At 56.3% G+C, this 13,553-nt stretch carries 13 protein-coding genes; 7 read left to right on the forward strand and 6 right to left on the reverse strand.

What is annotated here, in order from left to right; all coding sequences use genetic code 11:
• The first annotated feature begins 210 nt into the window (after positions 1 to 210).
• The 3 genes from P1U45_RS05030 (at position 211) to P1U45_RS05040 (ending at position 3,131) form a co-directional block, all read left to right on the forward strand.
• On the forward strand, positions 211 to 1,422 hold the full coding sequence (locus P1U45_RS05030; RefSeq protein ID WP_301057842.1) for an RtcB family protein: 1,212 nt from the start codon (positions 211 to 213) through the stop codon (positions 1,420 to 1,422).
• 321 nt (positions 1,423 to 1,743) lie between these two features.
• Positions 1,744 to 2,307, forward strand: coding sequence for a carboxymuconolactone decarboxylase family protein (locus P1U45_RS05035; RefSeq protein WP_301057844.1), 564 nt, complete (start codon positions 1,744 to 1,746; stop codon positions 2,305 to 2,307).
• Positions 2,304 to 3,131 (forward strand): SDR family NAD(P)-dependent oxidoreductase, encoded by an 828-nt coding sequence (locus P1U45_RS05040; RefSeq protein WP_301057845.1) that lies wholly within the window; start codon positions 2,304 to 2,306, stop codon positions 3,129 to 3,131. Before P1U45_RS05035 ends, P1U45_RS05040 begins: the two co-directional genes overlap by 4 nt.
• 49 nt (positions 3,132 to 3,180) lie before the next feature.
• Here the strand turns inward: P1U45_RS05040 and P1U45_RS05045 are convergent, their stop codons facing one another.
• Complete coding sequence (locus P1U45_RS05045) at positions 3,181 to 4,083, reverse strand: DUF3108 domain-containing protein (protein WP_301057846.1); 903 nt, start codon at positions 4,081 to 4,083, stop codon at positions 3,181 to 3,183.
• 236 nt (positions 4,084 to 4,319) lie between these two features.
• On the opposite strand from P1U45_RS05045, the gene rpmB reads away from it, so the two are divergent.
• Positions 4,320 to 4,613: a 50S ribosomal protein L28 gene (rpmB, locus tag P1U45_RS05050; protein ID WP_022693835.1), complete on the forward strand. Its 294-nt coding sequence runs from the start codon at positions 4,320 to 4,322 to the stop codon at positions 4,611 to 4,613.
• Between the two features lie 94 nt (positions 4,614 to 4,707).
• Positions 4,708 to 6,360: an amidohydrolase gene (locus P1U45_RS05055; protein WP_301057848.1), complete on the forward strand. Its 1,653-nt coding sequence runs from the start codon at positions 4,708 to 4,710 to the stop codon at positions 6,358 to 6,360.
• Between the two features lie 12 nt (positions 6,361 to 6,372).
• Here the strand turns inward: P1U45_RS05055 and P1U45_RS05060 are convergent, their stop codons facing one another.
• Both P1U45_RS05060 and cobT read right to left on the reverse strand, forming a co-directional pair.
• Positions 6,373 to 7,452, reverse strand: a complete 1,080-nt coding sequence (locus P1U45_RS05060; RefSeq protein WP_301057850.1) for an esterase-like activity of phytase family protein — start codon at positions 7,450 to 7,452, stop codon at positions 6,373 to 6,375.
• Positions 7,439 to 9,379, reverse strand: a complete 1,941-nt coding sequence (gene cobT, locus P1U45_RS05065; RefSeq protein ID WP_301057853.1) for a cobaltochelatase subunit CobT — start codon at positions 9,377 to 9,379, stop codon at positions 7,439 to 7,441. The genes P1U45_RS05060 and cobT overlap by 14 nt, the downstream gene beginning before the upstream one ends.
• A 129-nt stretch (positions 9,380 to 9,508) precedes the next feature.
• Here cobT and P1U45_RS05070 point away from each other — a divergent pair, with 129 nt between their 5' ends.
• On the forward strand, positions 9,509 to 10,564 hold the full coding sequence (locus tag P1U45_RS05070) for an acyltransferase (RefSeq protein ID WP_301057855.1): 1,056 nt from the start codon (positions 9,509 to 9,511) through the stop codon (positions 10,562 to 10,564).
• On the opposite strand, the gene P1U45_RS05075 is transcribed toward P1U45_RS05070, so the two are convergent.
• The 3 genes from P1U45_RS05075 to P1U45_RS05085 form a co-directional block, all read right to left on the reverse strand.
• Positions 10,561 to 11,385, reverse strand: coding sequence for an enoyl-CoA hydratase-related protein (locus tag P1U45_RS05075; protein ID WP_301057857.1), 825 nt, complete (start codon positions 11,383 to 11,385; stop codon positions 10,561 to 10,563). The two genes, P1U45_RS05070 and P1U45_RS05075, sit on opposite strands and share 4 nt — an antisense overlap.
• 132 nt (positions 11,386 to 11,517) lie before the next feature.
• Complete coding sequence (cobS, locus tag P1U45_RS05080; RefSeq protein ID WP_301057859.1) at positions 11,518 to 12,501, reverse strand: cobaltochelatase subunit CobS; 984 nt, start codon at positions 12,499 to 12,501, stop codon at positions 11,518 to 11,520.
• Between the two features lie 120 nt (positions 12,502 to 12,621).
• A complete protein-coding gene (locus tag P1U45_RS05085) occupies positions 12,622 to 13,251 on the reverse strand; it encodes a J domain-containing protein (RefSeq protein ID WP_293609030.1) in 630 nt (209 codons plus the stop codon).
• Positions 13,252 to 13,289: 38 nt separating this feature from the next.
• Between P1U45_RS05085 and P1U45_RS05090 the strand changes: the two genes are divergently transcribed.
• Positions 13,290 to 13,553, forward strand: coding sequence for a BolA family protein (locus P1U45_RS05090; RefSeq protein ID WP_022693843.1), 264 nt, complete (start codon positions 13,290 to 13,292; stop codon positions 13,551 to 13,553).

Consider the following 13,553-nt stretch of genomic DNA (forward strand, 5'->3'; position numbering starts at 1 on the left):
ATGTGATCCCTCGAGCATGGCTCGAACGGGGTGGCATGCCTCATGGAGGACGTTGGACGTAGGTGCATGTGCACTGATGATGGAGTGATCCGTCAGGTCTCAACCCTCCGCGCAACGGAGGGTTTTTTTGTGGCTGGCGCCACCACAAAGCCACCTTTCGTTGTCCGGATTTGAAGAAACGAAAGGAAGGTCATTCAGACCTGTAGAACAATGAGCACTTTTGAAGTGATCGAGACGTCTCGTGGCGGAACGATCAAAGCGTGGGTTAAAGGCGTACCTGTAGAGCCGAAAGCCCGCGAACAGCTTGAGAATGTAGCCGGGCTTCCGTTTATCCATTCTCACCTTGCAGTTATGCCGGACGTGCATTTCGGGCGCGGTGCGACAGTTGGATCTGTCATCCCGACCAAGGGTGCGATCATTCCTGCTGCTGTGGGTGTGGACATCGGATGTGGAATGATGGCCGTCCGCACGAGCCTCAAAGGCAAGAATCTGCCGGATAATCTCGCACGTGTTCGCGACGAGATTGAACGCAAGGTTCCGGCCGGCAATGGCAAGCGCGGGGATCATCAGATCACACCTGCAGGCGTGGAAAGCAAACTGCGTAGTTCCGGACTTGTTGAACGGCTTGAGGCCATTACCGACAAGCACGGCAAGATTACGCCGAGCAATTTCTCACGTCAGCTTGGGACACTGGGTGGCGGCAACCACTTTATCGAGCTGTGTCTCGATGAGGATGACCGCGTCTGGGTCATGCTGCATTCCGGGTCACGGGGCACGGGTAACCGTATCGGGACTTACTTTATCCAGGAGGCGCGAGCCGCATTGGAAAAGCGTGTTCTGGGCTATCACGTGCCTGATCGCGATCTGGCGTTCTTCGTTGAGGGGGAAGAGCTCTTCGATGATTACACGAATGCCGTCTCATGGGCGCAGGATTATGCACGGTTGAACCGCGAAGCCATGATGGAGCGCACTTTGCTGGCGCTACGCGAAACGCTGCGTGAGTTCTCGATCGATAAGCAGGCGGTTAACTGCCACCACAATTATGTGGAGCGGGAAAACCACTTTGGCGAAAATGTATGGGTGACCCGTAAAGGGGCCGTTCGGGCGGGCGAGGGCGAGCTTGGCATTATTCCGGGCTCAATGGGGGCAAAGTCCTTCATTGTGCGCGGGAAAGGCAATCTCGACAGCTTCTGTTCCTGTTCTCACGGAGCGGGACGGAAGATGAGCCGTACGGCAGCGAAACAAAAGTTCACGCTGTCAGACCACATCGCCGCAACTGAAGGCGTTGAATGCCGGAAGGACAAAGGAGTGATCGATGAAACTCCGATGGCCTACAAGGATATCGACGCTGTTATCGCTGCGCAGACCGACCTCATCGAGGTCGTACACACCCTGAAACAATTGGTGTGTGTGAAGGGCTGATCGACGGTTCGCTTAGCGAAGCCATCGCTCCAGTGGAGCGATGGTAGTCGATCAGTGTGCTGCAACAAGTCCCCGTGCCTGAACCGAAACGGCGAGGGCCGGGTTCGCTAAATTGAATAGTCTGAGCCGCTAATTTTTCCGTTTAGCCGCAGGTTCCCGTGGAGACGGGAACCCATGCTTAGACCTGAAACGCTTTGCATGCCTCACGGTTTAAGACTGAATGCCCTTTTTCAAGGGCATCTGCGGACAACACCCAAAGAGTTTGCGCATTCTGGCCGGTCGTCTAACCTCACTTCCACATAAAATTGAGGGAGGACGACGATGCGCCTAAAGGCTCCGCGAATTTTGCCGCTGCGTGACGAGGAAATGGACGCGGAAACGCGCGAAACCCTGAAAGACCGGTTTGATACCGGCGCCGTCTTCAATATTTTCAGAACGCTTGCCCGTGCGCCGAAAGGGTTCAAACGCTTCCGGCTCTGGGGCGGATACATTCTCTCCGATCACAATGATTTACCCCCGCGCGAGCGTGAGCTGGTCATCCTGCGGACCGGATTTAACTGGAAAGCGGGCTATGAATGGGCTCAGCATGAGCGCATTGGCCTGAATTGCGGCCTGACGCCTGACGAGGTTGGGCGCATCAAAGCCGGGCCGGATGCGCCAGGTTGGGGCGCGCTCGATGCAGCCCTTCTGAAAGCGACGGACGAGCTCACATCAGATTCCTTCATTACTGAAGCAACATGGGCAAAGCTTGGCGTTCTGACTGAAACCCAGAAGATGAATCTCGTTTTTACAGTGGGCCAGTACACGCAGGTCTGCATGATGCTGAATACGTTCGGCGTGCAGCTGGATGATGATCTTACACTGGATAAGGATCTGACCAAATGATCAGCCCCGACCACGGACGTGCGCCGGTCACCGACCGTCTGAAAGGTAAGGTCGCCATTGTGTGCGGGGCGGGCCAGACCCCCGGGTCTACGATTGGCAATGGCAAAGCCATGGCGCTTCTCTTTGGTATGGCGGGCGCGAAAGTTCTGTGCGTCGACCGTGATGAAGATCGGGCACGGGACACGGTGAATACCGTGCTGAATGAAGGTCAGCGTGCAATCGCCTGTCAGGCCGACATCACGAAACCTGAAGACGTCGCCCGTCTGGTGGCGACAGCGCATGACGCCTGGGGTCAGATAGACATTCTGGTCAATAATGTCGGGGTAGGTGGCGGTGATGCGCCCGTCGAGCATTTAGACCCTGACGCTTTCGATAAGATCATGGATGTGAACCTGCGCGGCGCGTTTCTCACAACGAAAGCCGTGATCCCGCACATGAAAGAGCGCCAGACCGGTTCGATCATCAACATTTCTTCGCTTGCCTCGCTCGCAGGCCATCAAATGCTGTCGTATGAGGTATCCAAAGCGGCAATGAACCGTATGACGACCGCAACGGCCTTATCTGTCGGGAAGCATAATGTGCGTTGTAATGCCATTCTGCCGGGTCTGATGGACACGCCTATGGCCATTTCGGGTATTTCAAAGCGCACCGGCACGCCTGAAGATGAGCTACGGGCTCAGCGGGCTGCACGCGTCCCTATGGGCCATATGGGAAATGGCTGGGACACAGCTTATGCCGCGCTGTTTCTGGCATCTGACGAAAGCCGGTTTATTAATGGCGTTTGCCTGTCAGTGGATGGCGGGCAGGGCGCGCGCATTGGCTGATACGAAAAAGCCGCCCGATCAGGGGCGGCTTCTTTATTAAAATGGCTGATTAGCCGTTAGTCGGACCGGCATTTGCCTCTTCGACTTCAACATCCTGCAGCTCAAGACGGCGCGTCTGAAGGGTGATGCGGCCAATGTCTTCAGAGTCCACTTCAATGCGGACAGGGATCATCATGCCCTCAATGGCTTCGGCGAAGAAAATCTTCATCGGACCATCAATGCCAGACAGGTTAGAGCCCGTCTCACCCTCATTATAACCGGCTACGCGGTTCAGCGTGACATGACACTCAATGCCGCGGCCGCGCCATGCGTGTGTGCGGATATTTGTCTCGCGGACATATTCCAGGCTGAGTTCGGTCAGCTGACGGCCATCAAACGTTGTGATCGGTCCACCACAAGGCTCTTCCGGGTCACGTGGCTGGAAGGACACGTTGATCAGCGCCGTAATCGGGTCGAGCGCCGCCAGAGCCTGTTCTGTGGTTGCGGGCGGGAAGCCCAGATCACCAAAAGCAGGTGTCGCAACCATATCGAACGAGTCCGGATGATAGGTCATCTCTACGCGGCGGTCTTTTTTGCCGTCATAGTTCTGAGAGATGTAGTTATACGTGTAGAGACCATTGTCTCTGACATAGCCGCTGGCCGCCAGATGCATGTCATAGTCGACGAAGATATCGGCCACGCCCGTCGTGCGAACGCGGGATGTCATATTATATGTGTCGCCATTCAGCATCACATCGAAGCTTGCGCGCGCCGTGATCGGAATGAAGAGCAGATAGGCGGAGGCTTCCAGCTCATAGATGAACCGTCGCGGATTGCCATCGCGCACATCCGTCAGGATTGGGTTTGTATCAGGGCCGAAGGAAACCAGCTCGGCGTCTTCCTGTCCGATGACCGGAGGCACAGCCAGCGCTGACGCTGCGAGCGCAAATCCCGCTAAAAGTTTCGCTTTCATGTTTGCAATTACCTTCGCAAAAAAACTCTACGCCCACCCCGAGCAAGCCGATTTAACACAACCATCTCGTCGCGAATATGAACAGGCTTATCACAAAATCTCCATATTTCGGGGCGTATATCCCACCCCAACGCGTGAGATTCGCAGTTGGTTGCCGAATCGGTGTTGACCTTTCCAACTTAAATGCGTAAAGTCCCGCTTCCAGTTTTCTTACACGATGATCAAGAGGCGCTGCCATGTCGCGCGAATGTGAACTTTCAGGCAAATCCCCAATGGTTGGTAACCGGGTTAGCCACTCTCAAATCAAGACCAAGCGTCGGTTCCTGCCGAACCTGGTGCGCGTAACACTGCGCTCAGACATTCTCGGTCGCGATTTCAAAATGCGTATCGCTGCATCTACGCTGCGTACAGTCGATAAGCACGGCGGCCTCGACGGCTACCTGCAGAAGACAAAGAAATCAGCGCTGAACGAACCAGCTCTGAAAATTCTGTCTGATATCGAAAAAAAGCAGGCTGAAGCTGCTGCATAACTGGTCTTTGACCTGTTAATTTGGAAAGAGCGCCTTGCGGGGCGCTTTTTTTGTGCGCAATCCTGTCCCTGAGCATCAGTAAAAGGGGTCTGATATGCGCCGCGCCATCCTTCTGTCTACCAGCCTGGTCCTTCTGGCTGCCTGTAATCGCGAAGTGCCGATCCGCGCTGACGTGATCTATACCGGCGGCACCATCTATACCGGCGTGGAAGCGGGCGAGACCGTTGAGGCAGTCGCGGTAGGCGATGGCCTGATCGTTTATGCGGGCCCTATGGACGGCGCGATCACCTCGGCATCTTCCGGCGCCAACATTGTTCGCCTGCCAGATGATGCGGTCATGTTCCCGGGCTTTACCGATTCCCACGTGCACCTGTCAGGTGTCGGCGAGCGCGAGCTGACGCTGAACCTTGATCAGGTCAGGTCTGTTGGTGAGCTTCAGGCGGCGCTGACAGCCTATCGTGAAGCAAACCCGGGCGTAGACCGAATTTACGGTCGTGGATGGATTGAGACCCACTGGCCTGAAGGTCGTTTTCCTATGGCGTCTGATATTGATGAGGTGATTGCCGATATTCCTGTCGTGCTCACCCGTGCAGATGGTCATGCCGCTGTTGCCAATACAGCTGCGCTGAACGCTGCGGATATCACGCCGGCCACCGAGGCGCCAGCAGGGGGCGAAATCCTCTATACAGACGCTGGAGAGCCGTCCGGCATGCTGATTGATAACGCGATGGAGCTTGTCTGGGGCCTCTTCGCTGCGCCGACCATTGAAGACATGTCGCGCTTTGTCTCCACCGGATATGATGTTTACGCCTCTCGCGGCTGGACGGGCCTGCACAATATGTCTGTTGGCGGTCTGGAGCTGGAAGCGCTGACGGAATTGGCAATCGACGGCACCGTGCCGCTTCGCACTTATAACGCCGTTGTGCCGGAACAGTTCGAGGCGGCTGCTAACCGCTCACCAACCGGTGATCGCATGACGACGCGCGCGGTGAAAATCTATATGGATGGCGCGCTCGGCTCCCGTGGTGCGCTGTTATTCCAGCCTTATTCGGACGCGCCCGATACGGTTGGCCTCGCCCTGCGTGAGGAAGAGGAAACGGTCGAGTTTTTCCAGCGCGCCGTTGATGGTGACGTGCAGCTCGCAATCCATGCCATTGGCGACCTCGCCAATCACCGCGCCCTCATCTGGATGGAAGACGTGTTCGGTGAAGAGGTGCCTGAGCATCGCTGGCGCGTAGAACACGCCCAGATCGTTCAGGACGAAGACCAGCTCCGCTTTGCAGAGCTTGGCACTGTTGCCAGCATGCAGCCCTCTCACGCCATTGGTGACCTTCACTTTGCGCCGTCACGCCTCGGCATGGCGCGCCTTGGTGATGCCTATGCCTGGCAGGATCTGATGGATAAGGGCGTTGTTATTGCGGGTGGCTCTGATGCGCCTGTTGAAGTGGGTGATCCGATCATTGAGTTTTATGCCGCAACGGTCCGCCGTGACCTTGAAGGCTTTGCCACGGATGGCTGGCACCGAGAGCAGGCGCTCTCCCGTTTTGATGCGCTGCGCATCTTCACGCAAAACGCCGCCTATGCAGCGTTTCAGGAAGACGAGCTCGGCACGATTGAAATCGGCAATCTGGCAGACTTCTCTGTCTTCAATCAGGATCTGATGACGATTGAGGATGAAGAGATTCTGGCGACCGAACCGGTCATGACAATTGTGAGCGGCGAGATTGTCTGGCAGGCGGCTGACTAGGCCGCTGCTGCGCTATTCTGAGTGGGTGTAATCCAGCACCATTAGAAGCGTTTTCTGGCGGGCCGAGAAGTTGTCATCTGAAACAATGACGATGCGGTCCGTCGTCGGCGATACCGGCTGAACCGCAATACCTTCGAAATTGTCGACTGTGACGTCTGAGCCGATCATGGCGAGGCGTTCCATCTCACCAATGGTGCCGTCCTCTGTGACGGTGCTCACGCCAATTGCGATCCGGTTACCGCGGATCGGGTCGTAAGACCTGAAGAGCGAATAGAGCCGGTCTGTGTCGCCGCTCACATAGTCAGCGCCAACCAGGAGCGTGAGCTCAGGCGCTGCTAGGCGTTGCGACACACTGCCCTCATTGCCGTTGAAGATGCCGATAGGTGCGCCGTCGAGCTGACGGGCCTCTACACCAATAACGAGCTCACCCGTATCTCGAATAGCCAGAGCTTCCATGCCCTGATTTTCGTCGACCGTGCCGATCTCGCCAAAATCGCCAGACCAGAAATCAGTGACCAGAACGCTGCGCGCATTCGCGCCGCAGCCTTCAATATCATAGCCAAGCACACGGTGGCCGCGCTCAAAGCTGATGAACAGCGTTTCGCCATTCCAGGCGACGCCTTCAGAATCCGCGTAGGTTTTACCATCCAGCGGCTGACCGTCCGCGCCGCGAAGGCTGGTCATATAGGCATGATCGGCGGGCTGGAGCGTATCACCGGTCACATCAATCCAGATGAGCGATCCGTCATCGCTGACAATGATCAGCGTGTCATCGTCCAGAAAGTCCATGCCGGAAAGGCCGCCAAAGCGCGGATCATCGCTATTCAGCTCATACAGGGCGACAGGCGCGAGCGGCGCATAATAGCTCGACACATCTTCGGCTGGATCATCGGTCCAGTCATGCGTCGTCGCTGTCAGTCCGATCCGTTCCGGTAACACAGACGGCACATCGTCAGGGCAGGAAACTGCGCTGACATCGCTCATGAGCGTGAGTGGGCCGAGCGCATCAGGTTGCTGCGGCGCATCGCTCGATACGCAGCCAGCAGCAATAATCGCTGCGCCGGAAATGAGAAGCCGTTTAGCCGCGCGCACTGCGGGCAACCTCACGTAGATCGGCAGAACGAAGACCGGTGCCCGGCTTGTTCTTAGGTGCCTTCGGCGCCTGATCCTGATTGGCGCGGCCACCATCTTCGTCGAAGAGAGAGGCAAGCTGCTCGGTCATGGCGCCGCCAAGCTGTTCAGCGTCTACGATGGTCACAGCGCGCTTATAATACCGGGTCACATCGTGGCCGATACCAATGGCGATCAGTTCAACGTCAGACTTGTTTTCAATTTGGTCGATCACTTCACGCAGATGGCGTTCCAGATAATTGCCGACATTCACCGACAGCGTGGAATCATCAACCGGTGCACCGTCCGAGATCACCATCATGATACGGCGTTGTTCCGGACGACCGAGCAGGCGTTCATGCGCCCAGATCAGCGCCTCGCCGTCGATATTCTCTTTCAGCAGGCCCTCGCGCATCATCAGGCCAAGATTGCGGCGCGCACGGCGAAGCGGCACGTCAGCAGCCTTATAGACGATGTGGCGTAGATCATTGAGACGACCCGGGCCCGGTGGTTTGCCAGCGTTCACCCAGTCCTCGCGGGAGAGGCCGCCTTTCCATGCGCGTGTCGTGAAGCCGAGGATTTCGACCTTCACGCCGCAGCGTTCCAGTGTGCGGGCAAGGATATCGGCGCAAAGCGCAGCAACCATAATCGGGCGACCGCGCATGGAGCCTGAATTATCCATCAGCAGCGTCACGACCGTGTCGCGGAAATTGGAATCGTCTTCCTGTTTGAAAGACAAAGGTGATGTTGGATCGGTGATCACGCGGGTGAGGCGGGCCGTATCCAGAACGCCTTCTTCCAGATCAAACGTCCAGCTGCGGTTCTGCTGCGCCATCAGGCGGCGCTGAAGCTTGTTTGCGAGACGAGATACCGCGCCCTGAAGGCCTGAAAGCTGCTGGTCGAGATACGCCCGCAGGCGGGTCAGCTCTTCAGGATCACACAGCGTGTCAGCGTGAACGGTCTCATCATGCTCGGTCGTGAAGACCTTATAGCGAGCCTCATCGCGGCCGTCTGATTGCTGGAAGTTCGGACGCATTGGCTGGGTGCCATCGTCGACGTCTTCCGGCTCGTCACCGGATTCGGCATCAACTTCGGATTCCAGCGTGACATTGGCGTCTTCTTCAGAATCCATATCGGCTTCTGTGGAATCGACAGATTCCATAGAGGTGCCCATGCTCTCTTCAGACTGGTCACCGTCATCCTCACCCTGCTGGGTGGTGGAATCTTCTTCTTCGGTGCTCTCTTCGTCTTCAGAATCGAATTCTTCGCCGTCCGTCATGTCTGCGGCGGTGAGATCGCGGATCATTTGTTTGACTATTTTTGCAAACGCATCCTGATCGCCGAGGGCATCGGTCAGTGCTTCGAAATTGCTTCCTGCGGCGGATTCGACATCCGCGCGGTAAAGGTCAGCAATTGCTTTGGCATTTGGCGGAAGCTCACGGCCCGTCAGCTTTTCGCGGAGCAGAAACTCAACCGCATCAGACATAGGTGCCATTTCACGGCTGGTGAGGCGCGTATAACCGGCGCGTTCGCAGCGATCGACGAGCTTGGCATCAAGATTTCGGGCAACGCCTGCCATATGTGCTGCGCCAATCGATTCCACACGTGCGCGTTCTGCTGCCTCAAACAGGGAGCGCGCTTCAGTGGTTTTCGGCGCATTGCGCATATGCGCGTCTTCGTCATGGTGCGCGAGGCGCAGCGCTTCGGCGTCGGCTTCACCGCGAATACGCGCGGCAACTTCCGGATCAATGGATCGCGGAGGCGTCTTGATCAGGATTTTCTTACCGCTTGTTGACGTGCCATCAGGCGTGAAGTTCACCTCGACTTCATCAGTCGCGCTCATCGCCTTAGTGGTGATGCCCAGCGCTTCTTTGAAGAGCTCGTCCGGTTTGATTTTATCGCGTGCCATAGGGGAGATATAGACCCCTTGGTCCGGCTTGCGAAGCTTTGATTGAACGCCGTGCTGGCCAGATTCCACGTTTTATAGTGAATTGAAGCGTAAGGCAGGAATCAGCTGCGGCTTTTTTGGGGGAACACAGTGCGTCAGACCAATCGATATGACCTTTTAAGGTTTGTTTTTGCTGCGATTGTTTTCGGCTGCCATGTGATTGTTTTACCCGGCTTCGGCATTTCGCCAGAGATGGAGTATTTCTTCCTTGAGACGCTTGGCCGCGTCGCGATTCAGGGCTTCTTCGTCATTTCCGGCGCGCTGGTTCTGGGGTCTTTAGAGCGCAGCTCGTCTGTCGCCAGCTATGCCGCCAAACGCACACGGCGCCTCTATCCGGCCTATTTTGTAATCGTGATGACCTGCGCGATTACCGCGCTCATTCTGGTGCCGGCGGCACGTGAAGACCTTGCGACGACGGCGAAATATATTGGCTACAATCTCGTTTTCCTGAATTTCCTCCAGCCAGACCTGCCGGGCGTGTTTGAAGGCCAGCGTTTTACGGCCGTAAATGGCGCGCTCTGGACGGTGAAGATCGAGGTCATGTTCTACATGGTGTTGCCGATCCTCGTCTGGATGCTGAACCGTCTCGGAAAGTTGAGGTTTGTTCTGCTCGGCCTGATCTACATCGCCTCTGAAATCTGGCGGATCGGGCTGGAACAATACGGCATGGCGAATGGATCTGGCATGATCGTTCAGCTGAGCCGGCAGCTTCCGGGGCAGATGAGCTATTTCGTCGCCGGTATGCTGCTCTGGGAGTTCAGAGATATTGCGCGTAAACGCTGGGGGGTGGTTGCGCTGATTGGCGTTATTGGCCTTGCTGCTTCTTATCTGCCCGCGCTTGAGCCGATCCGCGCGCTGACTCTGGCATGCCTGATTGCCGCGATTGCCTTGTCACCGGGACCTGAGCTTAACGCAGCCCGCTTCGGCGACTTTTCTTACGGTATGTATGGCGCGCACTTCCCTGTCACGCAGACGGTTATTGCTTTGGGCGTGTTTCAGACATCCATGGCGCTTGGCTATGTTGTCTCCGCCATTGGGACGATGATTGCTGCAATCCTTCTCTGGAACTTTGTTGAGAAGCCATTCCTGCATAAGGGAAACTGGTATCTTCGAAAGTCCAAAGAGGATGAGCAGGCCGCTGGTTAGCGGCCTTTGAATTCCGGTTTGCGCTTCTCAAGGAAGGCGCGAATGCCTTCGACATAGTCTTCAGTCGCGGCAAGCTTTGGCTGGACTTCAGCTTCCATGTCGAGCTGGGCGTGAATGTCCTGCGTGGAGGCCGCGTCAAACAGGCGGCGCACTTCGGGATAGGCTTTTGTCGGGCCGTTGGCGAGACGGGTGGCGACGGCCGAGACTTCCGTATCGAGCGCATCATCTGCAACGCATTTCCAGATCAGGCCTTCTTTTTCGGCATCTTGGGCGCTCATCTTGTCGCCGAAAAAGGCCGCAGCCATGGCTTTAGCCCGGCCCATAGCGCGCGGGGCGTGCCAGCTTGCGCCCACATCCGGCACGAGCCCCAGCTGGTTGGTGAAGACGAGAATGAATTTGGCGCTGTCCGCCGCGATGGTGAGGTCTGCTGCCAGCGCGAGGCCATAGCCTGCACCAGCTGCGACGCCATTCACTCGGGCTATGGTAGGGAAAGGCAGGTTCATAAGGCGCTTGGCGACAAGATTGAAGCCGTTATGCATGTTCTGGCGGGTAAACTCGCCGCGCTCTGCAGGCGTTGCAGGCGTACGCGCCCCCGGTTTTGGTGACAGGTCTGCGCCAGAACAAAAGCCCCTGCCTGCACCGGTGAGGATCAGCACGCGAATATCCGGATTGAGCGCCGCATCATTCAGATGCGCATTCAGCTCTTCCAGCATTTGCGGGCTCAGGGCGTTTAAGGTTTTCGGGTTGTTCAGCGTGAGCGTCGCAATGCCTGCATCATCGACTGAAAATAGCGTCTGCGGTTCTTTTCCTGCATCACTCATAGCGTGCCTCCCTTATATTTTCAGGAAGTGAAACACGCAGATTTTAGAGCGACAATCCGTGACGTAGCGTCGCCCGGCGAGGTTTTTTATTCGCCGGTGCGTTGGAATAGAGTGTTCTGGAAAGGCTCGCGCTTAGGCGACCTGAATCATAACTGCGCTTTCCGGCAGTTCCTGATCAAAGCAGCGCTGATAGAATTCAGCGACAGTGGGGCGCTCAAGCTCGTCACACTTATTGAGGAAGCTCACGCGGAAGGCCTGACCGATATCGCCAAAGATTTCAGCGTTTTCAGCCCATGTGATCACAGTACGCGGGCTCATGACGGTGGAGAGATCACCATTCATGAAGGCGTTACGTGTGAGGTCTGCAAGGCGAACCATCTTGTCGAGGTCTTCCTTGCTGAAGTTTGGCAGTTTGGAGCTGACAATCTCAACTTCAGCATCGTGATCGAGATAGTTGAGCGTGGTCACGATAGACCAGCGGTCCATCTGGCCCTGGTTTAGCTGTTGTGTACCGTGATAAAGGCCCGTTGTGTCACCAAGGCCGACAGTGTTCGTCGTCGCAAACAGACGGAAGAACGGGTTCGGCGCGATGACGCGGTTCTGGTCGAGCAGTGTCAGGCGGCCTGAAGCCTCCAGAATACGCTGGATAACGAACATAACGTCCGGACGGCCAGCGTCATACTCGTCAAACACGATTGCGACAGGGCGTTGAAGCGCCCATGGCAGAATGCCTTCGCGGAATTCAGTTACCTGCTGACCGTCTTTCAGAACGATTGCGTCCTTACCGACAAGGTCGATACGGGAGACGTGGCTGTCGAGGTTCACGCGGATGAGCGGCCAGTTCAGGCGTGCTGCAACCTGCTCGATGTGTGTGGATTTACCTGTGCCGTGATAGCCCTGAACCATGACGCGGCGATTATGCTGGAAGCCAGCAAGGATCGCCATTGTGGTTTGCGGGTCGAACCGGTAATTAGGATCTTCTTCCGGCACATACTCCGTTTTGCTGGAGAAGGCGTCGACCACGAGGTCTGAATCAATGCCGAACACGTCGCGCACGCTGACCTTCAGGTCAGGTGTTAGTGTTTCCAGTTCAGGAGCGTCAGTGATCACAGACATGCAGCAGTTTCCTCAGATTTTCTGAAAGCAGTTCTAGCCCGCAAAGTCGGAAAGTCCATTCCCCAGCGAGGAAAATGGGCGCTATGTCTCACCAGACGAATGCGGGAAGGGATAAAACCCTTAGTCGCTGCCAGTCAGGCCAGCAGCTTTCAGGGTTTTGAAGGCTTTGATCACGCGTGCAAGCTTATGCTCGGACGAGCGGTCGCCGCCATTGGCATCCGGGTGGAATTTTTTGACATATTCGGAATAGCGCTCGCGGATTTCCGTCGGACCTGCTGTTTCCGGCAGATCGAGATCTGCAAGTGCGCGGACCTGAAGGCGCGTGCGGCCTGTCTGCTTGCGAGAGGCCTTCAGCGCGTTTTCATCAACGCCATGGCTTGCCGCCCACATGCGCGGGTCACCGGAACGCAGCTTCGTTTGCGCACCATTCGGGCCAGTGCCGAATTTCCACGTTTTACGGTGACCATAAGCAGCCTTCTCCGAAAAGGCTTTCGCCTGCGACTCGGTCATGCCGTCAAAGAAGTTCCACTTTTTATTATATTCTGCCGCGTGACGCTGACAGAAATTGTGGTGGCCACCGCCATGCTTGGGCGATTTGAAATCGCCGGCTGCATCGCAGCCCTTATGTTCGCAGGTAACAGCTTCTGTTTCCGGCTCGGATTCAGCAGTACCAGACTTTCCTCGACGTTTCTTGGAAGCGCCGATAGAGATGTCTTTGAACTTTGGGCGGTATTCATACGCAGATGTCATAAAGCGATAATGCTCCGATACGCGAAAAGAGGCAAGAATTGACAAGCAGACAAAATCGAATAGAGGTGCGCCTTCGTGCCGATTTTAACCCTTCTGATCTGAAGGTGGTCGATGAATCCCATACGCATGCTGGTCATGCCGGCGCAGGGGATGAGGGCGAATCCCATTTCTATGTGGAAATTGTGTCTGAGGCCTTCGCTGGCAAGAGCCGCGTTGAAGCCCAGCGCATGATAAATGAAGCCCTGCGCGAGGAATTCGACACAGGGCTTCATGCATTGCGTATGAAAACGAAAGCCGCTTAG

This window comes from Ponticaulis sp., assembly GCF_029210165.1.
Lineage (GTDB): Bacteria > Pseudomonadota > Alphaproteobacteria > Caulobacterales > Hyphomonadaceae > Ponticaulis.